Here is a 24,258-nt window from a genome sequence, read left to right as displayed (position 1 = left end):
TTTTCTTTATTTGCACCTAAAATCGGTGCAATGAGAAACCTGCGCCTTTCCGTCCACTCTGCCGAGCACAGCCTGCTTCGGCACCGCTTTATCCAGCGCAGACTGGAGTTGGGTTTGTCCCAGCGTGCGCTGGCAGAGCGTTTGGGCGTAGTGCATTCTTTTATCGGAAAAGTGGAAACAGGCGACCGCCGTTTGGATGTATTTGAGTTTTGGTAATATTGCGCGGCTTTAGAATGGAATCCGCTTGAGGTATTGCGGGAGGTTATGGAATCCTGCGAACGCCCGCATGATTTGGTTCCGCCACATTGATTAAGGCCGTCTGAAAACGATATGTTTCAGACGGCCTTGTGGTTGGAAAAATTATCGCGTTGCGTCCCCTCCCCCCCCCCAAAAAAAACGGCGTATCCTTACGGATACGCCGTTTTTAGTTTTGCAGAGAACTGCTGTATTTGGCAGTGGTTTGTGTTTTAGTCCTCTTGCGCCCCGGTTTGCAGGTAGTTTTGCAGACCGGTTTTTTCGATCAACTCCTGCTGGGTTTCGAGCCAGTCGATATGCTCTTCGTTGGTATCTTTCTGTTTTTCCAACAAATCGCGGCTGACATAATCCTGTTTTTCTTCGCACAGTTTGATGGCGGCTGCCAGCGCGCTGTGTTTTTCCTGCTCTTTGGTCAAATCGCAGGCAATGATTTCTTCAGCACGCTCGCCGATGAGGAGTTTGCCCAATTCTTGCAGGTTGGGCAGTCCTTCCAGCAAGAGGATGCGCTCAATCAGGGTATCGGCGGCTTTCATTTCGACGATGGACTGTTTGTAGAAATGTTCGCCGAGCTCTTCCAAGCCCCAGTTTTTCAGGATGCGGGCATGCAGGAAGTATTGGTTGATGGTGACTAACAGCAGGCCTAAGTTTTTATTAAGCTCGCGGATAACGTCGCGGTCGCCTTTCATGTTGTTTCCTTTCGGCCCGGATTACATTTGGCTTTGGTAGTAGTTGCCTTCGCCGACGAGTTCGATCAGGCGCAACTGCTGTTCGAGCCAGTGGGCGTGGTCTTCTTCGGTGTCTTTAAGCTGGTTGATCATCAAATCGCGGGTGACGTAGTCTTGCGCGTCTTCACACAATTTGATGCCTTTTTTCAGCGCGTCGCGAACATGGTATTCAGTGGCCAAGTCGGCTTTCAGGCAGGAAATGACGTCGGTGCCGATATTCAGCGCGGCGGGGGTCATTTTCGGTTTGCCGCCCAGCATCAGGATACGGCGGATGAAGTCTTCGGCATGTTGGGTTTCTTCTTCTATTTCGTGGTTCAGGCGCTCGAAAAGTTTGCTGTAACCCCATTCGGAATAAAGACGTGAATGAATGAAATATTGGTCGCGGGCAGCCAGTTCGCCGGCCAGTAATTCGTTCATGTAATCTAAAACTGCTTGATTGCCTTGCATGATATTTTCGCTTTCTTTGTCGTGTGATTTGATGCAGCCATTGTATTCAAGATATAAACTTCAGACAAATTTTCCTTTTAAAATACAAACAATTATCAAAAATATCCACTGTCATCCAGACCATCTGGAAAATCTAACTCGCTGTTTTGCCTGATTTTTTATTGCAATTGGAATTAGGAATTTCTTGCATTGATAATAAATATTTACTCAGTTTAACTATTGCATTTTTCAAACACTTGTTCCACCCTCATGAAATCAATTTATTAATGATTCAAATACCTGTTTAAAAAAAACCGCCTCGAAGGCCGTCTGAAAAACCGTTTTCCCGACAAACAGATACGCTGTATCGTGATACAATATCAAATTTTTGAAACTCCCCATTAAGGCATTCGAGCCATGAAACAAATCCGCAATATCGCGATTATCGCCCACGTCGACCACGGCAAAACCACGCTGGTTGACCAACTTCTTCGCCAATCCGGCACCTTCCGCGCCAACCAGCAGGTTGACGAGCGCGTGATGGACAGCAACGACCTCGAAAAAGAGCGCGGCATTACCATTCTCGCAAAAAACACCGCCATCGAATACGAAGGCTACCATATCAACATCGTCGACACCCCGGGACACGCCGACTTCGGCGGCGAGGTAGAGCGCGTGCTCGGCATGGTTGACTGCGTCGTCCTGCTGGTTGACGCCCAAGAAGGCCCGATGCCGCAAACCCGCTTCGTGACCAAAAAAGCGCTGGCGCTGGGTCTGAAGCCAATTGTCGTCATCAACAAAATCGACAAACCGTCTGCCCGCCCGAGCTGGGTCATCGACCAAACCTTTGAATTATTTGATAACTTAGGCGCAACCGACGAACAGCTCGACTTCCCGATTGTGTACGCTTCCGGCCTCGCCGGCTTTGCCAAACTCAACGAAGACGACACCGGCGAAGACATGCGCCCGCTGTTCGACACCATTTTGAAACACACACCCGCGCCGAGCGGTGATGCCGACGCCCCGCTGCAACTGCAAATTTCCCAACTCGACTACGACAACTACACCGGCCGCCTCGGCATCGGCCGCATTCTGAACGGACGTATCAAACCCGGCCAAGTCGTCGCCGTGATGAACCACGAAGAGCAAATCGCGCAAGGCCGCATCAACCAGCTTTTGGGTTTCAAAGGCTTGGAACGCATTCCGTTGGAAGAAGCCGAAGCCGGCGACATCGTAATTATTTCCGGTATTGAAGACATCGGCATCGGCGTCACCATTACCGAAAAAGACAACCCCAAAGGTCTGCCCATGCTGAGCGTGGACGAGCCGACGCTGACCATGGACTTCATGGTCAACACCAGCCCGCTTGCCGGCACCGAAGGTAAATTCGTTACCAGCCGCCAAATCCGCGACCGTTTGAACAAAGAACTGCTCACCAACGTCGCCCTGCGCGTCGAAGACACCGAAGATGCCGACGTATTCCGAGTTTCCGGCCGCGGCGAGCTGCACCTTACCATCCTGCTGGAAAACATGCGCCGCGAAGGTTTCGAGCTGGCAGTAGGCAAACCCCGCGTCGTGTACCGCGACATCGACGGCCAAAAATGCGAGCCGTATGAAAACCTTACCGTTGACGTTCCCGACGACAACCAGGGCGCCGTCATGGAAGAACTCGGCCGCCGCCGCGGCGAGCTGACCAACATGGAAAGCGACGGCAACGGCCGCACCCGCCTCGAATACCACATTCCCGCACGCGGCCTGATCGGCTTTCAAGGAGAATTCATGACCATGACACGCGGCACCGGACTGATGAGCCACGTCTTTGACGACTACGCCCCCGTCAAACCTGATATGCCCGGCCGCCACAACGGCGTACTCGTTTCCCAAGAGCAAGGCGAAGCTGTCGCCTACGCCCTATGGAATCTCGAAGACCGCGGCCGCATGTTCGTTTCCCCCAACGACAAAATCTACGAAGGCATGATTATCGGCATCCACAGCCGCGACAACGATTTGGTGGTCAACCCCTTAAAAGGCAAAAAGCTCACCAACATACGCGCCAGCGGCACCGACGAAGCCGTTCGTCTGACCACGCCGATTAAACTGACGCTGGAAAGCGCGGTTGAGTTTATCGACGACGACGAACTGGTGGAAATCACCCCGCAGTCCATCCGCCTGCGCAAACGCTACCTGAGCGAACTCGAACGCCGCCGCCATTTCAAAAAGCCCGAATAAAGCCGTCTGAAAAAAGAAAGCCGTCTGAAAAATATTTTTCAGACGGCATTAGTGTTTGGAAAATTACGTTTAGAAATTACAGGATTTCTTAAATTTATCGAACTTTTCGGCAGTTTCTTTGTCTCATTCAAACGTCTTGTTATATGACAATGATATCAAACAAGATAATATCAATACCAGTATATTTTTGGGAGCATAAAATGACCAATACAGCTACAGCACCGACCAATATGATTCTTCCGTCTTCGGTGCCGAAGTCCCTTATACCACATACGAAGCCGACAAAGGCACGCTAGCAGGCGGAGCCGCCGTTAAGAATACCGCGTCTTCCCCGTCGGCAGCAGTCGAAGCAAGCGGGCAGTCGTATGTTGATTTGCCGTCCAACGCGTCCGTTTCGTTTAAAGCGCAAGCCGATGCGGATGCCATGACCGTCCGTTATACCGTTCCGGACGGGGTAACCGGACAAGTCGATGTTAAAGTGAACGGCACATCCGTCGGCACCCTCGACCTGTCGTCCAAATCCAACTGGCAATACCTGCAAGGCGATCATATCTACGACGAAGCAGGAGACGGTCGCAGCGCACGTTTCCAATTCGACGAAGTCAATACACTGTTGAAAGATGCTTCCATTAAAAGCGGCGACGTTGTTACGCTGACCAACACTTCGGCCGACACCCCCGTCGGCATCGACTTTGTCGATTTGGAAAAAGCCCCCGATGCCGTCAAACAGCCTGAAAACAGCGTCAGCATCACGGATTTCGGTGCGGTTGCCAACGATAATACCGACGACTCGAACGCCCTGCTCTCTGCCATCGAATCAGCCAAAGCATCGGGCAAATCCGTTTACATTCCCGAAGGTCAGTTCGACTTTGACCAGCAGCTCCACATCTATGCACCCGAGGGCGTAACCATCGGCGGTGCAGGTCAATGGTACACCGACCTGCATTTCACAAGCAGTGCGCAAGGCGGCGGCGGTATCGTATTTGAACACGGCACGAACAATGTCGACTTCGGCAACGTTTCGATGGATTCCAATCTGACCTCCCGCTACAACGAAAGTGCCAACTACAAAGGTATTTCGGGAACATTGGGTTCCAACTCTTCCATCCACGACATCTCCATCGAACATTTTGAAGCCGGCGTATGGATTGGCGATTACGCGCAGGCTGCCGAAATGCAATACACCGACGGCTTGACCATCTCCAACGCGCGTATCCGCGACAATCTGGCAGACGGCGTGAACTTTGCGCAAGGCACGAGCAACTCGACCGTTATCAATTCAAATATCCGTGGTAACGGCGATGACGGCTTGGCCACTTGGTCCAGCATCAATTCCGGCAGTGAGTCCAAACTGGCTGAAAACAACCGTTTCCTGAACAATACGGTCGAACTGGGCTGGCGCGCAGCAGGCATAGGCATTTTCGGCGGCAGCGGCCATGAAGTTGCCAACAATCTGATTCGGGACAATACCTCTTGGTCGGGCATCCGGGTCAACACCGTATTTGCCGGGCACAATTTCGATTTGAACGACAAAGGCATCTCCATCCGCAACAACGCGCTGGTAAACAACGGAACCAACGCCGACCCTTACGGACGAGTCAAAGGCTCCATCGACCTTGAAGAAGTCAACGGAAAAATCCACAACGTATCGATTAAAGACAATGCTATCGTCAACAATCTGTCTTCGGAGGCCATTACCCAATTGCGGCCGATTTCGGACGGTTCCGGCACAAATACGGTTTCATTGGAAAACAATCCGGTCAGCAGTTCTGCCATGTTTGATTCGGTGATTGCCGAAAACATCGCCGCCGGCACGGAGGAAATCAGTTACGGCACGCATCAGGAAACCGTTTACATCCCCGGCCCCAACTACTATTACAACGGCGAAACCCTCGGTTACGAAACCGTTACCGTTACCGACATCACGGGAACCGCCGGAAACGATAAAATCGACGGTACGGATGGTGTTGATAAAATCAACGGCAAAGACGGCAACAACACCATCTACGCCAACGGCGGTAACGATACCGTTACCGTCAGCGGAAACGGCGGCAACTTCATCAGCGGCGGCGACGGCAGCGACAGTTTGGCAGGCGCAGGCGGCAACGACACCATCAACGGCGACGCCGGACACGACAGTCTGGAAAGCGGCGCGGGCGACGACCATCTCAACGGCGGCAGCGGCAATGACAACCTGCTGGGAGAAGACGGCAACGATACCTTGCTGGGCGAAGACGGCAACGACCGTCTGAGCGGCGGCAACGGCAACGACACCCTGTTCGGCGGCACAGGCACGGACAATCTGGCGGGCGGCACGGGCGACGACACTTACGTCTTCAGCCGCGGCGAAGGACACGACACCATCACAGACGATGCCGCCGGCAACAATGCCATCCAATTCGGCAGCGGCATCACAGTCGAAGACCTGAACGTCCAAGCCGCAACCGATGCCGCAGGCAATATCGACTGGACGATTACCGTCAACGGCAACGAAGGCGACATCATTACCGTCGACAATCAGTTCGCAAACGGCAACACCACCGACGGCGTGATTGATACCTTCCGCTTCGACAGCGGTTCGCTGGCTTTGCAACAGTTGATGGACACACTGTCCGAAACCGGCAATATCAACAGTCTGAGCAGCGTAAACGCCGATACTGACAGCGTAAGCTATACTGTACAAACCGCAACAGCCGCCAATGACGACAATACGGCCGCCGCGGCTGCCTTAGCCATCATTTAATCTGACTGCAAAACGATGCCGTCTGAAAAAACATTTCAGACGGCATATTACTTACAGTCGTACAAGTCGGTTTTTTAAACCGAAGTCATACCGATTTACGGTACCATAGGATCTCTAACAGATACAAGCATTCGGCCTACAGACTTGACTCTTACACAGATTTCCATCCATCACGAAGACCTGACCATGCATCACTGCCCGCATTGATAAGGCCAATGCCGATTCCTACAGGTCCTGCAAAACGCCACCATCCCTTGCCGCCACTTACACATTGTAATTCTGATTGAGTTAAAACTTTCATGATACACTCCTAAATAAAAATAAAATGTAGTATCTTCTTGGATATAACAACCCTATACAACTATCTGATTTTTAGGCATATGGATTGTAGCCTCTACTCCGCTTCACTTCCTGATAATTTATTCCTTGATGAACCACTCTGCCGATAGCATAAAAAATTTTATAGATGCCGCTGTCACCACCGGCAACATACTCTAATCCATACAATTTCAACTCTTTCATTTTTAACTCCTGAAAGTTCATTAAAAATAACAAGCTACCTAAAACTACACACCCCAGGTATTATTGAGACCTAAGCACATCCAAGATAGTTCATCAATTTAATTTTTTATCAAAAATATTAAATAATAAACAAATTATTTGATTAATTAACATAGTCATATTCATCTGGAAACAAACCCGCCCAAACCGGTTTTAATTCAAAAATAAGGCCGTCTGAAATCTATGCTGTTTTCAGACGGCCTTACTACAGTCAGTTTCCCCCTCCCCTACTCCGCTTCTTTCCCCAACGCTTCAAACGCGGCTTTCATGGTCGGGTTTTTGCGCACGAGTTTTTTCACGGTCAGATCGGCAGCTTTGTTGTTGGCCAGACGCAGGTTGTTTTCGGAGGAAAGCAGCGCGTCTTTGGTTTTTTGCAGGTGGGTAATGGTTTTGTCGATTTCTTCGATTGCCGTCTGAAACTTGCGGCTGGCTAGGTCGTAATTGCGCGCGAAGCCTTCTTTGAAGCTGTTGAGGTCTTCTTCAAAGTGGGTAATGTCGATATTCTGCGCGCGCATTTGGGCAATTTCCTGCTTGTATTTTAATGAGTTAAGTGCAGCGTTGCGGAGCAGGGAAATCAGCGGGATGAAAAACTGCGGACGTACGACATACATTTTCGGATAGGCGTAGGACACGTCCACGATGCCGATGTTATACAGCTCGCTGTCGGCTTCGAGCAGGGAGACGAGGACGGCGTATTCGCAGTTTTTTTCGCGGCGGTCTTTGTCCAACTCTTTGAAAAAGTGTTCGTTTTTCTTTTTGGTGGCGGTTTCGTCGTTTTCGTTTTTCATTTCAAACATGATGGAGACGATTTCGGTGCCGTTTTCGTCAAATTCGCGGTAGATGTAGTCGCCTTTGCTGCCGCTTGCGGCGTCGTTGTCTTTGCCGAACTGAGCCTGCGGGAAGGCGGTGGCGCGGATGCGGTTGAACTCGGTTTCGCAATGGGCTTCGAGGCTTTCGCCGACCATTTTGGTGGACTGGCGGGCTTTGAAGTCTTTATAAAAAGCGATGGCCTCGTCTTTTTGTTTGAGTTCGCTTTCGTATTTTTCGCGCAGGCTTTGCTGCTCGAGTTGGCTTTCTTTGTTTTGCAGCATCAGGCGGGCGTTGAGCTCGCCCAGCTCGCGGTCTTTGGCGGCGAGGGCTTTGGTGATTTCCAGCTCTTTTTCCATGTTTTTCGCGCTTTCCAGCGATTTGGCTTGGGCGCGTAATTCGGCAATCAGTTTTTCTTGTTCGGCGATTTTGGTTTTCAGACGGCCTTCGCTTTCGGCGGCGGCGAGGCGGCTGTCTTTTTCATGATTTTGGATTTGGTGGAGCAGGTCGGCAATTTCGCGGTTTTTGTCGGCAAGCGTCTGCTCGAAACTGCGGCGGGCTTCGGTTTCGGCCAGCTTCAAGTCGCTTTGGAACTGCGCTTGGTTTTGCGCAATCCGCTCGCGCAGTTCGGCTTGAAATTCCTGTGTGCGCACTTGGTTGAGAATATCGGCGTAACTCGCTTCGTTGACGGTAAAGGCGGTGTGGCAGTGGGGGCATTTGATTTCGTGCATGGCGGCGGTTATCGGTCGTGTTTGGGAATATGGGGATTTTAACAGAAAGGCGGGGCTGCCGAGCCGGTTTGAACATGCCGTCTGAACGGGTGTTTATCTGTTTAGCTTTGAATATGGAATAAATACACTATATAATATAAATGACAAGAGTTATCTCTCAACCGAAAAACAAGGAAACTGTTTATGAAATTGAAAACCCTGTTGTTTGTTTCGCTGGCCTGCATGATGCCGTCTGCTTTCGCCGCCGGCGAATACCAGCTCAGCACCCATATTTTGGACATTAACAAGGGCCGCCCCGCGCCCGGCGTCGGCGTTGCGCTTTATAAGCTGGACGGTAAAGGGCAGTGGCGGGAAATCGCAGAAAATAAAACGGATGCGCAGGGTCGGATTAAGAATTTTCTTCCGCTGAAATCCGGCGCGGACAACCGCGGCGTCTACAAGCTGAAATTCAAAACGTAAAGAATATTTTGCCAAAGAAAAGACGGATAATTTCTATCCGTTTGTGGAAGTATCGTTCGAACTGAAAGACGGCAGCCATTACCATGTGCCGATTACCCTGTCGCCTTTCGGTTATTCGACTTACCGCGGCAGCTGACGGGATGACTTATAGAACCATAGGTATTTGCACAACTCAAAGCAGGTTTTCTGAAACACGGCCTACCGGCCGTTTTGAGTTGTGTAAAACCCGCCCCTATAAACGGCCGCGTCGGATTTTGCAGCAGTCTCCTCTCCATGCCGTCTGAAAAAACCTGCCGCAGAGTGTATCTGCGGCAGGTTTTTCGGTTTCGGATAAGGTCTTGTGCTTTTAATGGTGCGTGTGCCCGATTTGGAAGGTCAGGGTTGAATAGCTGGCCTGTTTTTGGCAGGTTTTTTGGTCGGGATAATCGGCTTTGTGTTCCACGCTGGCTTTCCAGAAACCCTGACGCAGCGGGATGATGCTGACGCTGCCGTCGTCGCCCGTGGTGTCGGAGAAGGCTTGCGCTTCGACCTTGTGGGTTTTGCTGCGGTCGCTGGTGTCGAAACCGTCGAAGGTGGCGGTGAGCGTGACGTTGGGCAGGGGCTCGCCGTTGAGCAGTACCCTGACTTTAAACGGCGAACCGACGTGGATATTGGCGGGATTGTCGAGCGGTACGATTTCGAGACGGTGGCCGACGGGTTTGGTGATGACGGCCGTACCCGCGCTTTCGTGGCCGACGTTGACGATGTTTTTACCGTACATCGCCGATTCTTCGCAGTAGGTCGCATCAGTCATCTGCTTCATGTCGGCGCGTTTCCAGCCGGCGGCGTTTTTCGACCAGAAAGTCGGTTTGTATTCGGCGGTAACGAGGTAGCTGCCGTCTTTTACGGCGCTTTTGCTTTGAAACTGGTAATTCTGCCCGCCGCGCACGCGCACCAAATCCTGTCTGCCTTTTTCGGTAACGAGCTGCATGGGTTTGAAGAGGTCGAGGCGGTCTTTGGCAATCGGCTCGAGCTCGGGAAATTCGCCGTAGCCCAATTCGGCTTTCAAAACTTCGCCGCCGTGGGTGTGGGCGGTTTCGACCCAGACACGGTGGGCATGGGCGGCGGTGGAGAAGAGGAAGGCGGAGAGTAACAAAGCGGTTTTTTTCATGGGATTTTCCGTTCAGGTTGATGAATGTTTGTTATGGTATAACATTTTTTAAAAACTGAAAAGACGGATGCATGAAAGATTTGCTTATTGCTGAATTTTTCGTGTTGGGAAAATATCATGCCGCCTGAAAAAACCTTGCGCAAACGCAGTCGGCTTTTTCGGACGGCATGATGTTTTTTACGATACAAACAGCGGCTTAATGCCCTTCCTTCTCTGCTTTCGCTGCCCAGTAAGACGCCAGCAGCGAGCCGGAGATGTTGTGCCACACGCTGAACAGCGCGCTCGGAACGGCGACCACGGGCGCGGCGGCGAAATGCGCGGCGGCCAATGCGGCACCCAGCCCCGAGTTTTGCATACCCACTTCAATCGCCAGCGTTTTTTGTGCGTCATACGGCAGTTTGCAGAGTTTGGCGGCAAAAAAGCCGAGCAGGTAGCCGATGCCGTTGTGCAACACAACCACGCCGAAAATCAGCAGGCCGCTTTCGATGATTTTGCCTTTGCTCGCGCCGACCACCGCGCCGATAATCAGCACAATCGCCACTACCGAAACCATAGGCAGCAGACCGGCAGCTTTTTCGGTTTGGCTGCGGAAAAATTTGTGCGCAATCACGCCCAAAACAATCGGCAGCAACACCATTTTCAAAATCGACACAAATATCGCCGAAGCCTGAATATCCAGCATTTCGTGTGCCAAAAGCAGGAAAATCGCGGGCGTGAACACAGGCGCGAGCAGTGTGGTGACGGACGTTACCGCCACCGACAGCGCCACATTGCCGCGCGCAAGGTAAGTGATGACGTTAGAAGCCGTGCCGCCCGGGCAGCAGCCGACCAGAATTACGCCGATGGCGATTTCAGACGGCAGTTGCAGCGCGCGGGTCAGCGCGTAGGCGGTCAGCGGCATAATCGCAAACTGGGCAATGACGCCGACAACGACGGCTTTCGGATATTTGCCGATGATTTTGAAATCCGACGGACTAAGCGTCAGCCCCATGCCGAACATGATTACGCCCAAAAGAAGCGGAACGTGCGGCAACACCCATTTGAAGATATCGGGCGCGGCAAAGGCGGTGCCGGCGCACAACGCCGCCCACAGCGCAAACGTTTTGCCGATGAAATTGCTGATGCGGATAAGCTGGTTCATGGTGAAATTGTCAACAAAATGGAAAGGCGTAAGGATACACTTGTTTACAAAAGGGCAAAAGGCTGTCTGAAAGGTTAAAACCTTTGCTGAAAGCAACCAACTCCATAAATAACGGATTCATTTTTTTTCAGACGGCTTTGTTCATATTAGGCCGTCTGAAAAAAATATTTCAACCGCACAGCTTATTCCGCAGCCATCTGGCTGCGGGCGCGATTTCGCCTGCGAGCAGGCCGATTTCGCCTGTGCCCGAGTCGCGCAAAACGTCCGCCGCCGCGCCATGCAGCCACACGCCGGCTTTGGCGGCTTGAAATGCATCCACACCCTGCGCCAGCAGGCTGCCGATGACGCCGCTCAAAACGTCGCCGCTGCCCGCCGTCGCCAGCCCCGCGTTGCCGCTTTGGTTGGTGTAGGTGTCGCCGTTTGGCGCGGCAACCAGCGTGTGGCGGCCTTTCAACACCGCTACTGCGTTAAATTTCGCGCTTAGGGTCTGCACGGCTTCTATGCGGTTTTGCTGGACTTCAGCGGTAGAAACACCCAGCAGCCGCGCTGCTTCGGCTGGGTGTGGCGTGAGGATGAGCGCGCCGTGCTGCCGCGCGGTTTCGTGCAGATGGTTTTCAGACGGCCCGGATAACAGGGTCAGCGCATCGGCATCCAACAGCAGCGGCCGGCCTTGCGCGCGTTGCAAAACCTGCGGCAGCAGTGCTTCGGCGGCGCCGTCCAGCCCCATGCCGCAGCCGCATACCCACGCGCTGATATCGCCGCGTTCAAGCAGCATTTGCGCCGTCGCCAGCATGATTTCGGCGCGTTCGGGAATGACGGCAAACGGCAGTTGAAGCTGGTTAAACCCTGCCCAAACCTTGCCGCAGCCCTGATAAATTGCGGCCGTCGCCGCCAAAACAACCGCGCCGCTCATGCCCGCCGCGCCGCCGATAACGGCCAGCGTGCCGTAAGTGCCCTTATGGCTTTCGGGCGCGCGCGGTTTGAAAACGTCGGGAAACTGTGAGGCCGTCTGAAACAGGCGTTCAGGGTGGTTGAGGGTGTAAGAATCTGAATTCATGGCGTTTTCTGCTTTCGGTATATTTTCGATCGCTTAAGCAGAGTATAACGCAAAAGGCCGTCTGAAAACCCGTTGCAAAAGTAACGGAAGTTTTCAGACGGTTTGAGACCTTTGCAAAAAATGCTCGCCTGACTTCGACTGCGCTCAGCGCAAGCACTTTCACGGACATCATTCCCGCGCAGCAGGCGGGAATCCACGGTTAAATACAGGCAATATCTTGGTTTTAAAATGAGTTCTAGAAAATCAAACGTAGTTTCCCGCCTGCGCGGGAATGACGTCCGTTGAGGAATTAACCGTTTCAGACGGCCTTTAAGCGGATGTTTCTGATTTTTGCAACAGACTCGGCCTTTCTCCGCTTTACCAATACAGCGGATAACGCCGTTCTTTGCCGCCCCGGTTATTGTAAAACAGCGCAACGGCGACCAGAATCAGCGAGCCGAACAACGTGGGTGTAAAGAGGAAATCCCAGCCGACGCCGCCGAGCATTACAATCAGCGGATTCGAGCCGGCGGGCGGATGGGGAACGCGCAACAGCAGCATCAGCGCAACCGCCGTACCCACGCCGATTGCCATGCTCCACCAGTGTACGCCGAACAGCGCCATTACGATCAAGCCGGTCAGCGTGGCGGTGAAATGCCCGCCGACGACGTTGCGCGGTTGTGAAAACGGGCTGGCGGGATAGGCGAAAACCAGCAGGCAGCTTGCGCCGAACGAGCCTAAAACCAGCGGCAGGTTGGCAGCATCGCCCGTACCCGCGAAAGCAGCGGTGGCCAAAAATCCGCCGAACCACGCCAGCGCGATGTTTTTCGCGGGCAGGCGCGCGGGGCGCGGGTCGGCGGCGGTGCACCAAGCGTGAAGAAAGTTCATTTTGTTTTCCTTTAAAAATAAAAATAAGACCTTTGCGTAAGACCTTTGCGTAAGACCTTTGCGGAAATGAAAAACACCTGCCGCAAGGCCGTCTGAAATATACCGAACGGTATATCAAACTAAGTGTATACTGAACGGTATATTTAAGCAAGCATCAAAGGAAAACGGATGGACACCAAACAGCAAATCGTCGAACGATCATACCGCCTGTTTGCCCGCAGCGGCTTTCATGCCTGCGGCGTCGAATGGCTCGCCCAAAACGCGGGAACGACCAAACGCACGCTGTACAGCCACTTCGGCAGTAAAGACGGCCTGATTGCCGCCGCGCTCGACTACCGCCATCAGGATTTCATCGGGCAGCTTCAAGCCGCGCTCGAAGCCCGCCCGCCCGCCGAAACCGCCGCGGCCTATCTTGATTTTTTAAACGGCTGGATCCGTTCGCCCGAATTTGCCGGCTGCCTGTTTATCAATGCCTGCGCCGAATACGCCGCGTCCGCCGATGCACCGCACCGGCAGGCCGCCGCGCACAAACAGGCCGTGCGCACACTTTTACGCGAACGCTTTCAGACGGCCGGTTTCCCGCGCGCGGCGGAAATGGCGGAACTGCTCTACCTCGGAGGCGAGGGGCTGATTGTTTCTGCGCAGACGCAGGGTGTGGCCGATACCGAAACCCACAGCCGCCTACTGGCGCAGGCTGTTGCGACGCTGGCAGAGGCCGTCTGAAAAGTAAAGTTATGACCGGAAGACCGGCTCGCGGGTTTGAATAAAAAAGGCTGAATAAAAAAGGCCGTCTGAACATTCAGACGGCCTTTATTTCAGACGGCATTTACACATTTACGCCTTCGGCGACTTCGTTGTACTCGGGAATTTCGTTGAAATTCATGTAGCGGTAAATCTTGTTGCTGTTTTCGTCGATGATGCCGATGTTGGCTTTGTATTCCTCAACCGTCGGGATTTTGCCCAGTTTGGAGCAAATCGCGGCCAGCTCTGCCGAACCCAAGAACACGTTGGTGTTTTTGCCTAAGCGGTTCGGGAAGTTGCGGGTGGAGGTGGACATTACGGTTGCGCCTTCGCGTACCTGAGCCTGGTTACCCATGCACAGCGAGCAGCCGGGCATTTCCATGCGGGCACCGGCGCGGCCGAGTACGCCGTAGTGGCCTTCGTTGGTGAGCTCCTGTGCGTCCATTTTGGTCGGCGGAGCCATCCACAGGCGAACCGGGATGTCGCTCTTGCCTTCCAAGAGTTTGGAAGCGGCGCGGAAGTGGCCGATGTTGGTCATGCACGAACCGATGAATACTTCGTCGATGACGGTGCCGGATTTTTCAGACATGAAGCATACGTCGTCGGGGTCGTTCGGACAGGCGATAATCGGCTCTTTGATGTCGTCCATGTTGATTTCGATGACTGCGGCGTATTCGGCATCGGCGTCGGCTTTAAGCAGTTGTGGGTCGGCCAGCCATGCTTCCATGGCTTTGATGCGGCGTTCCAGCGTGCGCGTGTCTTTGTAGCCGTCGGCAATCATGTTTTTCATCAACACGATGTTGGACTTCATGTATTCGATAATCGGCTCTTTGTTCAGGTGTACGGTACAGCCTGCTGCGGAGCGTTCGGCAGACGCGTCGGACAATTCGAACGCTTGCTCGACTTTCAAGTCGGGCAGGCCTTCGATTTCCAGAATGCGGCCGGAGAAAATGTTTTTCTTGCCGGCTTTGGCAACGGTCAACAAGCCTTGCTTGATGGCGTACAACGGAATGGCGTTGACCAAATCGCGCAGGGTAACGCCCGGTTGCAGCTTGCCGCTGAAGCGCACCAAGACGCTTTCGGGCATGTCCAAAGGCATTACGCCCGTAGCGGCGGCAAAGGCCACCAAGCCGGAACCGGCAGGGAATGAAATGCCGAGCGGGAAACGGGTGTGCGAGTCGCCGCCGGTGCCGACGGTATCGGGCAGCAGCAGGCGGTTCAGCCAAGAGTGGATAACGCCGTCGCCGGGACGCAGGGAAACGCCGCCGCGCGTGGAGATGAACTCAGGCAATTCTTTGTGGGTTTTCACGTCCACGGGTTTCGGATAGGCGGCGGTATGGCAGAAAGACTGCATCACCAAATCGGCGGAGAAACCCAAGCAGGCCAAGTCTTTCAGCTCGTCGCGGGTCATCGGGCCGGTGGTGTCTTGAGAACCGACGGTGGTCATGCGCGGTTCGCAGTAAGTACCGGGGCGTACGCCTTGGCCTTCGGGCAGACCGCAGGCGCGACCGACCATTTTCTGAGCCAGCGAGAAGCCTGCTTTGCTTTCGGCAGGAGCTTGCGGCAGGCGGAATTTGTCGGAAGCGGGCAAACCCAAGGCTTCGCGGGCTTTGGCGGTCAGGCCGCGGCCGATAATCAGGTTGATACGGCCGCCTGCCTGCACTTCATCTAGCAGAACTTGCGATTTCAGCTCGAATTCGGCAACGGTTTCGCCGTTTTTCACGATTTTGCCTTCATACGGCAGAATGTCGACCACATCGCCCATTTGCAATGCGGAAACATCGACTTCAATCGGCAGCGCGCCGGAATCTTCTTGGGTGTTGAAGAAAATCGGTGCGATTTTGCCGCCCAAGCACACACCGCCGAAACGTTTGTTCGGCACAAAAGGAATGTCTTCTCCAGTGTGCCAAATTACGGAGTTGGTCGCGGATTTGCGCGAAGAACCCGTGCCGACCACATCGCCCACATAGGCAACGGGGTGGCCTTTGGCTTTCAGTTCTTCCAAGAGTTTGATGGGGCCGACTTCGCCCGGTTTGTCGGGATTGATGCCGTCGCGCAGGTTTTTCAGCATCGCCAGCGCGTGCAGCGGAATATCGGGGCGCGACCATGCGTCGGGCGCGGGAGAGAGGTCGTCGGTGTTGGTTTCGCCGTCGACTTTGAATACGGTTACGGTAATTTTTTCAGGAACGGCTTCGCGCGAAGTGAACCATTCGGCATTCGCCCAAGATTCCAAAACGGCTTTGGCGTGTTGGTTGCCTTTGTCGGCTTTTTCTTTCACGTCGTGGAAAGAATCGAACATCAGCAGGGTGTGTTTCAGGCCTTCGGCGGCGATAGGAGCGAGTTTTTCGTTGTCGAGAAGCTCAATCAGCGGATGGATGTTGTAACCGCCGAGCATGGTGCCGAGCAGTTCGGTTGCGTATTCGGGTGAGACAATCGGGCTTTTAACGCTGCCTTCAGCCACGGCAGCCAAGAAAGACGCTTTTACTTTGGCAGCATCATCCACACCCGCAGGAATGCGGTTGGCGAGCAGATCCAGCAAAAACTGCTCTTTGCCGGCGGGCGGATTTTTCAACAGTTCGGACAAATCGGCGGTTTGCTGCGCATTCAGCGGCAGGGCAGGAATGCCGAGCGCTTCGCGTTCTGCGGCGGCTTTGCGGTAGGCTTCTAACATCTCATTTGTTCCTTATCGTGTTTTTCTTCTGAAAAACTGCAAGCAGTTTGCAGACGGAAGATTGTAAACAATCTTGTCTGTAATCATAGACTAATTTTTACAAAATGTGAATCGTCATGTTGTCGGATGTAGTCAGAAAAAACGAATCATGCCAAAGGGCTGCAAAGTCGAAGGCCGCCTGAAATTTTCAGACGGCCTTCGGCAGTTACTTCTCAACTTGAAACGCTATTTTTGCTTTTGTCAGATATTTAGTTTTATTCCGTCGCGCTGTATTCGCTGCCGTCGGCAAGAAGCAGTTTCGGCGCTTCGTTTTTCTCGACCACGTTTTTGCCGATGACGACTTTTTTTACATCATGCAAATCAGGCAGGCAGTACATGGTTTCGAGCAGGCAGCGTTCGACAATCGAGCGCAGGCCGCGGGCGCCGGTTTTGCGTTCCATCGCCAGCTTGGCAATGCTGCGCAGCGCGTCTTGTTCAAATTCCAACTCGGTGTCTTCCATGCCGAAGAGTGTCTGATACTGCTTGACCAGCGCGTTTTTCGGCTCGGTCAGGATGTTGATGAGCGCGTCTTCGTCCAATTCCGCCAGCGTAGCGATTACGGGCAGACGGCCAATTAATTCAGGAATCAGGCCGAATTTGATCAGGTCTTCGGGTTCGACGATGTTGAAGAGCTCGGTGATTTTCGCGTCTTCGTCTTTGCTGTGCACCGCGGCACCGAAGCCGATGCCGCCTTTTTCAGTACGCTGGCGGATGACTTTTTCCAAGCCGGCAAATGCGCCGCCGCAGATGAAGAGGATGTTGGTGGTATCGACGTTGATAAATTCCTGATTCGGATGTTTGCGGCCGCCTTGCGGGGGAACGCTGGCAACCGTGCCTTCGATCAGTTTCAACAGCGCCTGCTGCACGCCTTCGCCCGATACGTCGCGGGTAATCGAGGGGTTGTCACTTTTGCGGGAAATTTTGTCGATTTCGTCGATGTAAACGATGCCGCGTTGGGCTTTTTCAACGTTAAAATCGCATTTACCCAAGAGTTTGGTGATGATTTGTTCGACGTCTTCGCCGACATAGCCGGCTTCGGTGAGCGTGGTGGCGTCGGCCATCACAAACGGCACGTTTAATTTGCGCGCCAGTGATTGCGCCAGCAGGGTCTTGCCCGAGCCGGTCGGGCCGATGAGCAGGATGTTGGATTTGGATAATTCGACGTTGCCACCCGCTTTGGGGTGGCGCAGGCGTTTGTAGTGGTTGTAAACGGCAACCGCCAGCGCTTTTTTGGCCTGCTCTTGGCCGATAACGTGGTCGTCAAGGTTGGCGACGATTTCGGCGGGCGTAGGCAGTTTGCCGCCCTCTTCGCTTTGAACGGCGGCAGTTTCGGCGGTTTCGCCGCTTTCGGTGCCGTGCAGCATGGTGCCGCAGGTTTCGACGCACTCGTTGCAGATAAAGGCGCTTTCGCCTTCAATCAGGTTTTTGACTTCGTTTTCGGATTTACCGCAGAAGGAGCAGAAGCGTTTTTCTTCAGACATGGAGATTTGTTCTTTAAAAATTTAATTTAAAATGAGATGGGCGGTGGAGCGGGGGAAAATACCCGCAGAGAAAGCTGAAAATTATAATAAGTATCTCGGGGTTTATCAAATTTCGCGGGTAATTGTTGCAATTTTAATTTATTTAGCATTATTATTGAGATAAATGTTGCAAACAATCGCAAAAATTCAAGATGTTGCTTTACAAGAAAAAAGAAAGCGCACAAAATTATAAAATTGTTTCCACTTGATTCAACACGCATTTTTTGATTTTGAGAGTTTGTTATGTCGATGACCAAGTTTTATAAAAAAATCAGTGCCGCCTGTCTGGGTGCGGCTCTGGCGATGGCGGCCATGCCCGTCGCAGCAGACGATATGGACGTTTTGGGCCAGTTTTTAGAACAAAATTATCCGACCCAGCAAGACCCGCTGGAAGCGCTTGCCATCAGCAAAGCGCAGCAGGTCGAAGCCCAAGCCGCCATTGCCGGCCCGCTACTGTCTTCGCAGTCTGCGCTGATTATGAACAATAAAACGGGCGAAGTGCTGTATCAGAAAAATGCCAATCGCGTGATGCCGATTGCCTCGATTTCCAAGCTGATGAGCGCGATGGTTACGCTTGATGCCAAGCTGAACATGAACGAAATGATCACAATCACCCCTGACGAAATCGACCGCCTGAAAGGCACCGGCAGCCGCCTGAGCGTCGGCTCTTCCATCAGCCGCCGCGAATTGCTGCACCTGAGTCTGATGAGCAGCGAAAATCGTGCCACTCATGCGCTTGCACGCACCTATCCGGGTGGTATGGGCGCGTTTGTCGCCGCAATGAACGCAAAAGCCCGCAGCCTCGGCATGAACAACAGCCGTTTCTACGAGCCGACCGGTTTGGATTCGCGCAACGTCTCGACTGCGCACGACTTGAGCCGCATGGTTGCCGCCGCCAGCAAATACCCGCAAATCCGTCAGAATTCGACTTCAAACTACGGCTCGGTCTATACCGCTTCAGGCCGCCGCCAAAGCTATAAAAACTCCAACGCACTGGTACGCGAAGGTGGCTGGAACATCGAATTGCAGAAAACCGGCTACATCCGCGAAGCCGGCCGCTCGATGGTGGTCAAAGCCAATGTTCAAAACCAACCGATTACCATCGTTCTGCTCAACTCGCCCTCTTCAACCACGCGCGTAAACGATGCGCGCCGGATTGAATCCTGGATGTCGCAGCAGCGCCGTTCTTAATCCTCATCCGCGCTCGGCGGTTGGAACCAAAAGGCCGTCTGAAATATTTCCTAAACTTGCGGAAAATGTTTCAGACGGCCTTTTGCCGTATATTTATTATATTGCAACAAATTCAGACTTTCTTAAAACCATCGGAAGGATTTAACAATGGGACATATCAATAAAAAACAGTATCTGTGGCTGGGGTTGGTATCTGCGCTGGCCGGCTGCACATCCGTTGCCGACATGGTCGGTTACGACACCGAAACCCTCAACCAAAACGCCGCAAAAAGCTACGCCCAAGTGCTCAATCAGGCGAAAAGCAAACATGCTTTGGACGTTTCTTCGCCGACCGCACAGCGCGTGTACCGCGTATTCAACCGTCTGCGTCCTTACGCCGACCGCGCCAACCAAACCGGCGTCAGGTTCAACTGGCAGATGAACGTCATCCGCAGTAACGAAATGAACGCCTGGGCCATGCCGGGCGGGAAAATGGCGGTTTACACCGGCATGGTCGAGCGCCTGAAGCTGACCGACGACGAAATCGCCGCCGTTATCGGTCATGAGATGACACACGCCCTGCAAGAACACAGCAAACAGGCCATCGGCGGACAGTTTCTGACCGGGCTGGGCAGCAGCCTGCTGGTAGGAGCGACGGGCGTGGACGGCGATCTGGTCGGGCTCGGTTCGGATCTCATCGCTACCAAACCGTTTTCCCGCCATCAGGAAAGCGAAGCCGACGCGGGCGGTGTTCGGCTGATGGCGCAGGCGGGCTACAATCCACAGGCCGCACTTACCGTTTGGGAAAAGATGAACCGCGCAGGCAATGGAACATCCATCGCCATCCTATCCACCCACCCTGCCAACGAAACCCGAATGAATGCCATCCGCAGAATACTGCCGGAAGTCATGCCTATATATGAACGGAACAAACGCTGACAAGACATAGGCCGTCTGAATACGGCAAACCGGAATCCGTCAGCCTGAATCTTCACAAAACCCTCCGTCCGCATTTTCAATTTTTCCTGTGGACAGCAGCAAAACAAGCCGTTTCAGACGGCCTGAAACTTTGCAAAAATCAAAAGGCCCAAGACCTTTGCGTAAAATAAACCAAACCCGCAAAGGTCAGGGCATCTCCCCCTACCCTTTCTCTTCTTCGTGCTTTCGCACAAAAATCTACCATAAATCCCCGTTGCTTTAAGAATTTCTGCTAATTCATTTGTTTATCCCTCTCCCTATAATGGCACTCATCCGTAATCATCAGTAGCTTCCATTTAGGAAATTGGCCATGAGCAGTAATACCGCTGTTCCGCCCGAGGGTGCAGAAATGAAGCGCACCAATGTGCGCTGGATGATTGTTGCTTTGCTCTTTTTCGTTACCAACGTCAACTATGGTGACCGCGCCACGCTGGCGATTGCGGGCAAACCGATGTCGGAAACGCTGGGCTTTGATGCCGGTGAATTGTGCTGGGAATCCGTGTTCATCTCCATGGGTACGGTCGGCATCCTCATTAGCCTTGCCTGGCTGAAAATGGTTCACGACCCGAAAGACCATCCGAAAGCCAATAAAGCGGAAGTGCGATATATTGAAGAAGGCGGTGGTTTGGTCAACATGGATCAGGCCAAAAAAGAAAGCGGTAAAAGTGACCACTATAAACAAGTAGTACGCAAGCACGCATTCGATACCGTATCACTCGGGAAGAAGCGTTCGTATGGTTACACTGCTTAAGGCGGGCTAACCGTACCTGCCTACACCGACAGATTTTCAGACGACCTAACCGCTATTTGAGGCCGTCTGAAAAACAGATTATCCGAAACATCTCAATCAGGAGAACAAAATGAATACCCCCGTTATTACCGAAATGCAGGTTATCCCCGTTGCAGGCCACGACAGCATGCTGCTGAACCTGAGCGGCGCGCACGCCCCTTATTTCACGCGCAACATCGTTATCCTGAAAGACAACAGCGGCAACACCGGCGTGGGCGAAGTGCCGGGCGGCGAAAAAATCCGTCAGACGTTGGAAGATGCCAAACCTTTGGTCATCGGCAAAACGCTCGGCGAATATAAAAACGTGATGACTGCGGTCCGCAATCAATTTGCCGACCGCGATGCGGGCGGACGCGGTTTGCAGACTTTCGACCTGCGCACCACCATCCACGTCGTAACCGCCATCGAAGCGGCCATGCTCGATTTGTTGGGCAAATTCCTGAACGTGACCGTGGCTTCGCTCTTGGGCGACGGCCAGCAGCGCGATGCGGTGGAAATGCTGGGCTATCTCTTCTTCATCGGCGACCGCAAAAAAACCGACCTGCCGTACCAAAATCAGGAAAACGATGCCTGCGACTGGTACCGCCTGCGTCACGAAGTGGCCATGACGCCTGATTCCGTGGTGCGTTTGGCCGAAGCCGCCTACGAAAAATACGGTTTCAACGATTTCAAACTCAAAGGCGGCGTGTTGGCCGGTTTTGAAGAAGCCGAGTCCATCAAGGCGTTGGCAAAACGATTCCCCGAAGCCCGTATTACGCTCGACCCCAACGGTGCTTGGTCGTTGGCCGAAGCCGTTGAAATCGGCAAGGAACTCAAAGGCGTATTGGCTTATGCCGAAGACCCGTGCGGTGCGGAGCAAGGCTATTCCGGCCGCGAAGTGATGGCCGAGTTCCGCCGTGCCACCGGCCTGCCGACCGCCACCAATATGATTGCGACCGACTGGCGTCAGATGGGGCACACCATCTCGCTGCAATCCGTCGACATTCCGCTGGCCGACCCGCATTTCTGGACGATGCAGGGTTCTGTTCGCGTTGCACAAATGTGTCACGAATGGGGTTTGACTTGGGGCTCGCACTCCAACAACCACTTCGATATTTCGCTGGCGATGTTCACCCATGTTGCCGCAGCCGCACCGGGCAACATTACCGCCATCGACACCCACTGGATTTGGCAGGAAGGCAACCAGCGGCTTACCAAAGAACCGCTGCAAATCAAAGGCGGCTTGGTGGAAGTGCCGAAAAAACCGGGTTTGGGCATTGAACTCGACATGGATCAAGTCCAAAAAGCCCACGAACTCTACAAAAACATGGGCTTGGGCGCACGCAACGACGCCATGGCGATGCAGTACCTGATTCCGGGTTGGGAATTCGACAACAAAAAACCGTGTCTGGTGCGTTAAAACAAACGTCTTGCTTACCTGACGTATCCGTTGATGCGCAGGCCGTCTGAAAGCGGTCTGCGCAAAACGGCAAAACGTTTTTTAATAGTGAAATCAAATAAGAAAGATATAAGGCGGCAAGGCGCAGACAGTACACATAGTACGGCAAGCCGCAGCCAACGAAGTAGATTTCTTATTTTAGTTCTCTATACAAAACTTTTTTCCATATCAAGCCGTCTGAAAATGTTAGGCAGTCAGTTTCAATAAAACCTTTTATAAGGAAACAAAAATGGAAGCAGCAGCAGTAAGCACAGGCCAAATGCTCATCGGCTTGGCCGTCGGTATCATTCTTTTGTTGGTGCTGGCAATGAAAACCCGCATCCACGTTTTCGTTGCGCTGATTATTTCGTCTTTGGTAACCGGCATGATCGGTGGTCTGCCCTTCGGTGACGTTATCAAATCGATTACCAGCGGTTTCGGCAGCACACTCGGCAGCACAGGTATCATCATCGGCCTCGGCGTCATGATGGGCGCCATTTTGGAAAAATCCGGCGCTGCCCAGCAAATGGCGTTCTCCATCATTAAAACCATCGGTAAAGCCAAGGAAGAATGGGCATTGGCACTAACCGGTTATGTCGTCGCCATTCCTGTTTTTGCCGATTCAGGGCTGGTGATTCTGACCCCGTTGGCCAAATCCCTCTCCCGCATGACGGGGAAAAGCGTCATCGGCCTCGGATTAGCCATGGCAACCGGCCTGCAACTGGCCCACGTTTTCATTCCACCCACTCCGGGTCCGCTGGCTGTTGCCGGGATTTTGGATGTCGATATGGGCATGATGATTCTTTGGGGTATGGTCATGACGCTGCCGGTATTGGTTGCCTCGACACTTTACTCAAAATGGTTGGGTAAAAAAATCTATCAAATCCCGACGGAAGACGGCACAGACTTCGAACGCAAAGAGTTCAAAGAGGAATACGTCAAATCTATTGAAAACGTAGAACGGATTTATCAAGAAATGAATCTGCCCGGTGCATTCCTCTCATTTGCCCCGATTGTCATTCCGCTGATTCTGATTCTGGGCAATACCGTCGTCAGCTTCCTCAAACTTGAAAACGGATTTGCCGCTTTCCTGAAAATGATCGGCCACCCCGTTATCGCCCTGATTGTCGGTCTGTTGATTGCCCTCTACGGCTTGGGTGTACGCCACTCAAAAGAAGAGCTGGATAAATCGATTGAAGAAGGTGTGAAATCTACCGGTATGATTCTGTTCATCACGGGTGCCGGCGGTGCATTAGGCTACGTTGTACGCGACGCGGGTATCGGTAACGCGCTGGGCGAAGCTGTTCTCACCATCGGTATGCCCGGCATCCTGATTCCGTTTGTTATCGCCGCACTCATGCGTATTTCACTCGGCAGCGCCACCGTCGCCCTGATTACCGCCGCCACCCTAACCGCGCCGCTCGTCCCGCAACTGGGGCTGAATCCTACCCTCGTGGCCATGTCCACCTGCGCCGGTGCCGTCTCTTTCAGCTATTTCAACGACAGCGGATTCTGGGTATTCAACGGTCTCTACGGCTTGAAAGAAGTCAAAGATCAGTTTATGGCCAAAACCATGGTTTCGTTTATCGGATCGTTCACCGCTTTAGCGCTGGTACTCATCTTCGACATCTTCATGTAAACCGATTCAAAAGGCCGTCTGAAACTTTCAGACGGCCTTTTCGTAACAAAACAAATCCATAAAATTCAATTAATTAAATCCACACTAAACAAAATCATCAGCAAACTACGAAAAATCTTATTCAAACTATAAAAAATCTTAG

The 24,258-nt window shown here is 52.9% G+C and carries 21 protein-coding genes and 2 pseudogenes; 12 read left to right on the top strand and 11 right to left on the bottom strand.

Annotated features, from left to right (window positions below; translation table 11 throughout):
* Window positions 1-30: 30 nt before the first annotated feature.
* Window positions 31-213: pseudogene (locus tag BG910_RS09960) on the top strand (helix-turn-helix domain-containing protein); the annotation flags it as partial.
* Window positions 214-467: 254 nt separating this feature from the next.
* On the opposite strand, the gene bfr (BG910_RS09955) reads toward BG910_RS09960, so the two are convergent.
* On the bottom strand, window positions 468-941 hold the full coding sequence (bfr, locus tag BG910_RS09955; protein ID WP_089036698.1) for a bacterioferritin: 474 nt from the start codon (window positions 939-941) through the stop codon (window positions 468-470).
* A gap of 21 nt (window positions 942-962) precedes the next feature.
* A complete protein-coding gene (gene bfr / locus BG910_RS09950) occupies window positions 963-1,427 on the bottom strand; it encodes a bacterioferritin (RefSeq protein WP_089036697.1) in 465 nt (154 codons plus the stop codon).
* Between the two features lie 396 nt (window positions 1,428-1,823).
* On the opposite strand from bfr (BG910_RS09950), the gene typA reads away from it, so the two are divergent.
* From typA to BG910_RS13190, 3 genes and pseudogenes are all read left to right on the top strand, one after another.
* Window positions 1,824-3,635, top strand: a complete 1,812-nt coding sequence (gene typA / locus BG910_RS09945; protein WP_089036696.1) for a translational GTPase TypA — start codon at window positions 1,824-1,826, stop codon at window positions 3,633-3,635.
* A 316-nt stretch (window positions 3,636-3,951) separates the two neighbouring features.
* Window positions 3,952-5,091 (top strand): annotated as a pseudogene (locus tag BG910_RS13195) (glycosyl hydrolase family 28-related protein); the annotation flags it as partial.
* Between the two features lie 318 nt (window positions 5,092-5,409).
* On the top strand, window positions 5,410-6,378 hold the full coding sequence (locus tag BG910_RS13190; RefSeq protein WP_408633802.1) for a calcium-binding protein: 969 nt from the start codon (window positions 5,410-5,412) through the stop codon (window positions 6,376-6,378).
* A gap of 151 nt (window positions 6,379-6,529) precedes the next feature.
* Here the strand turns inward: BG910_RS13190 and BG910_RS12415 are convergent, their stop codons facing one another.
* The 3 genes from BG910_RS12415 to BG910_RS09935 form a co-directional block, all read right to left on the bottom strand.
* Entirely contained in the window at window positions 6,530-6,679 is a 150-nt protein-coding gene (locus BG910_RS12415) for a bacteriocin (protein WP_123806084.1), read from the bottom strand.
* Window positions 6,680-6,750: 71 nt separating this feature from the next.
* Complete coding sequence (locus tag BG910_RS12410; RefSeq protein ID WP_157694071.1) at window positions 6,751-6,900, bottom strand: hypothetical protein; 150 nt, start codon at window positions 6,898-6,900, stop codon at window positions 6,751-6,753.
* Between the two features lie 266 nt (window positions 6,901-7,166).
* Window positions 7,167-8,477, bottom strand: a complete 1,311-nt coding sequence (locus tag BG910_RS09935) for a DUF2130 domain-containing protein (RefSeq protein WP_089036695.1) — start codon at window positions 8,475-8,477, stop codon at window positions 7,167-7,169.
* A 183-nt stretch (window positions 8,478-8,660) separates the two neighbouring features.
* On the opposite strand from BG910_RS09935, the gene BG910_RS13040 reads away from it, so the two are divergent.
* Together BG910_RS13040 and BG910_RS13035 are read left to right on the top strand one after the other, a co-directional pair.
* Entirely contained in the window at window positions 8,661-8,936 is a 276-nt protein-coding gene (locus BG910_RS13040) for a hydroxyisourate hydrolase (protein WP_198344792.1), read from the top strand.
* Between the two features lie 43 nt (window positions 8,937-8,979).
* Window positions 8,980-9,072 carry a hydroxyisourate hydrolase gene (locus tag BG910_RS13035; RefSeq protein ID WP_269766454.1) on the top strand — a complete coding sequence of 31 codons (93 nt, stop codon included), beginning with the start codon at window positions 8,980-8,982 and terminating at the stop codon, window positions 9,070-9,072.
* Window positions 9,073-9,282: 210 nt separating this feature from the next.
* Here the strand turns inward: BG910_RS13035 and BG910_RS09925 are convergent, their stop codons facing one another.
* From BG910_RS09925 to BG910_RS09910, 4 genes are all read right to left on the bottom strand, one after another.
* The gene (locus tag BG910_RS09925) at window positions 9,283-10,086 is read right to left on the bottom strand and encodes a DUF4198 domain-containing protein (RefSeq protein WP_089036694.1); all 804 of its coding nucleotides are present in this window, start codon (window positions 10,084-10,086) and stop codon (window positions 9,283-9,285) included.
* Window positions 10,087-10,282: 196 nt separating this feature from the next.
* Window positions 10,283-11,227, bottom strand: a complete 945-nt coding sequence (locus BG910_RS09920; RefSeq protein ID WP_089036693.1) for a bile acid:sodium symporter family protein — start codon at window positions 11,225-11,227, stop codon at window positions 10,283-10,285.
* A gap of 169 nt (window positions 11,228-11,396) precedes the next feature.
* Window positions 11,397-12,284, bottom strand: a complete 888-nt coding sequence (locus BG910_RS09915; RefSeq protein WP_089036692.1) for an NAD(P)H-hydrate dehydratase — start codon at window positions 12,282-12,284, stop codon at window positions 11,397-11,399.
* A 357-nt stretch (window positions 12,285-12,641) separates the two neighbouring features.
* A complete protein-coding gene (locus BG910_RS09910) occupies window positions 12,642-13,151 on the bottom strand; it encodes an HPP family protein (RefSeq protein ID WP_089036691.1) in 510 nt (169 codons plus the stop codon).
* A 168-nt stretch (window positions 13,152-13,319) separates the two neighbouring features.
* On the opposite strand from BG910_RS09910, the gene BG910_RS09905 reads away from it, so the two are divergent.
* The gene (locus tag BG910_RS09905) at window positions 13,320-13,874 is read left to right on the top strand and encodes a TetR/AcrR family transcriptional regulator (RefSeq protein ID WP_089036690.1); all 555 of its coding nucleotides are present in this window, start codon (window positions 13,320-13,322) and stop codon (window positions 13,872-13,874) included.
* Window positions 13,875-13,977: 103 nt separating this feature from the next.
* Here the strand turns inward: BG910_RS09905 and acnB are convergent, their stop codons facing one another.
* Both acnB and clpX read right to left on the bottom strand, forming a co-directional pair.
* The gene (acnB, locus tag BG910_RS09900; RefSeq protein ID WP_089036689.1) at window positions 13,978-16,563 is read right to left on the bottom strand and encodes a bifunctional aconitate hydratase 2/2-methylisocitrate dehydratase; all 2,586 of its coding nucleotides are present in this window, start codon (window positions 16,561-16,563) and stop codon (window positions 13,978-13,980) included.
* 254 nt (window positions 16,564-16,817) lie between these two features.
* Window positions 16,818-18,083, bottom strand: a complete 1,266-nt coding sequence (clpX, locus tag BG910_RS09895; protein WP_089036688.1) for an ATP-dependent Clp protease ATP-binding subunit ClpX — start codon at window positions 18,081-18,083, stop codon at window positions 16,818-16,820.
* Between the two features lie 282 nt (window positions 18,084-18,365).
* Between clpX and BG910_RS09890 the strand changes: the two genes are divergently transcribed.
* The 5 genes from BG910_RS09890 to BG910_RS09870 all read left to right on the top strand — a co-directional run bounded on the left by BG910_RS09890 (window position 18,366) and on the right by BG910_RS09870 (window position 24,116).
* Window positions 18,366-19,313, top strand: a complete 948-nt coding sequence (locus BG910_RS09890) for a serine hydrolase (RefSeq protein WP_089036687.1) — start codon at window positions 18,366-18,368, stop codon at window positions 19,311-19,313.
* A gap of 147 nt (window positions 19,314-19,460) precedes the next feature.
* A complete protein-coding gene (locus BG910_RS09885; RefSeq protein ID WP_089036686.1) occupies window positions 19,461-20,231 on the top strand; it encodes a M48 family metallopeptidase in 771 nt (256 codons plus the stop codon).
* Between the two features lie 349 nt (window positions 20,232-20,580).
* Window positions 20,581-21,021 carry a hypothetical protein gene (locus tag BG910_RS09880; RefSeq protein ID WP_089036685.1) on the top strand — a complete coding sequence of 147 codons (441 nt, stop codon included), beginning with the start codon at window positions 20,581-20,583 and terminating at the stop codon, window positions 21,019-21,021.
* A 109-nt stretch (window positions 21,022-21,130) separates the two neighbouring features.
* On the top strand, window positions 21,131-22,459 hold the full coding sequence (gene gudD / locus BG910_RS09875; RefSeq protein WP_089036684.1) for a glucarate dehydratase: 1,329 nt from the start codon (window positions 21,131-21,133) through the stop codon (window positions 22,457-22,459).
* 268 nt (window positions 22,460-22,727) lie between these two features.
* The gene (locus tag BG910_RS09870) at window positions 22,728-24,116 is read left to right on the top strand and encodes a GntP family permease (protein WP_089036683.1); all 1,389 of its coding nucleotides are present in this window, start codon (window positions 22,728-22,730) and stop codon (window positions 24,114-24,116) included.
* Window positions 24,117-24,258: the final 142 nt, after the last annotated feature.

It is taken from the genome of Neisseria chenwenguii, from assembly GCF_002216145.1.
Taxonomy (GTDB): Bacteria; Pseudomonadota; Gammaproteobacteria; order Burkholderiales; family Neisseriaceae; genus Neisseria; species Neisseria chenwenguii.
This window is presented reverse-complemented; position numbering and strand designations above follow the sequence as displayed.